This is a genomic window from Pseudoalteromonas sp. NZS127_1 (assembly GCF_015864295.1).
GTDB lineage: Bacteria > Pseudomonadota > Gammaproteobacteria > Enterobacterales > Alteromonadaceae > Pseudoalteromonas > Pseudoalteromonas arctica.
Map to the genome: position 1 here is coordinate 1 of NZ_JADYXO010000071.1, position 590 is coordinate 590.

Consider the following 590-nt stretch of genomic DNA (forward strand, 5'->3'; position numbering starts at 1 on the left):
ATTCTTGTGTAAATCGACGTCTCATTTTATCTGCCTCTATTAAAAGTTAGAGGCGACAACTATCCTGACACAGGGGGGTCAATGAACCACTTAAAGATCTATTACACAAAGAAAAGTAAATGAGAAGACATAAGCCCGGGTTTATTAGTTTAGCTTAGCTTTATTACTACCTCTAAAAGCGCAGCGCCTCTTAAACTCTTTGTGAATAAATTACTTATTTCTGGCGTTGCCAACAAATAAAATCTTATAAATTATATTTTTGAGGGGGGAATAGAAGCTGTTGCTTCTCACGCGAGCAAGCTCTGCGGCTACAGGAGTGGTAGTTTACATTTCACTTTATTTTAGGCACAAAAAAACCGACTTAATGTCGGCTTGTTTATGGAAGTGGCGGGCGCAGGACGTATCTTGTAAGAGTGAACCTCCGACTTCTTAGTTCTCAATCCTCCTAAACTCTACATTTCACTTTATTTTAGGCACAAAAAAACCGACTTAATGTCGGCTTATTTATGAAAGTGGTGGGCGCAGGAGGATTCGAACCTCCGACCGCTCGGTTCGTAGCCGAGTACTCTATCCAGCTGAGCTATGCACCC

Annotated in this window: 1 tRNA gene; it reads right to left on the minus strand. The window is 41.4% G+C overall.

Features of this window, described 5'->3' with window-relative positions:
* Positions 1-513 precede the first annotated feature (513 nt).
* Positions 514-590, minus strand: a tRNA-Arg gene (locus I6F50_RS20155).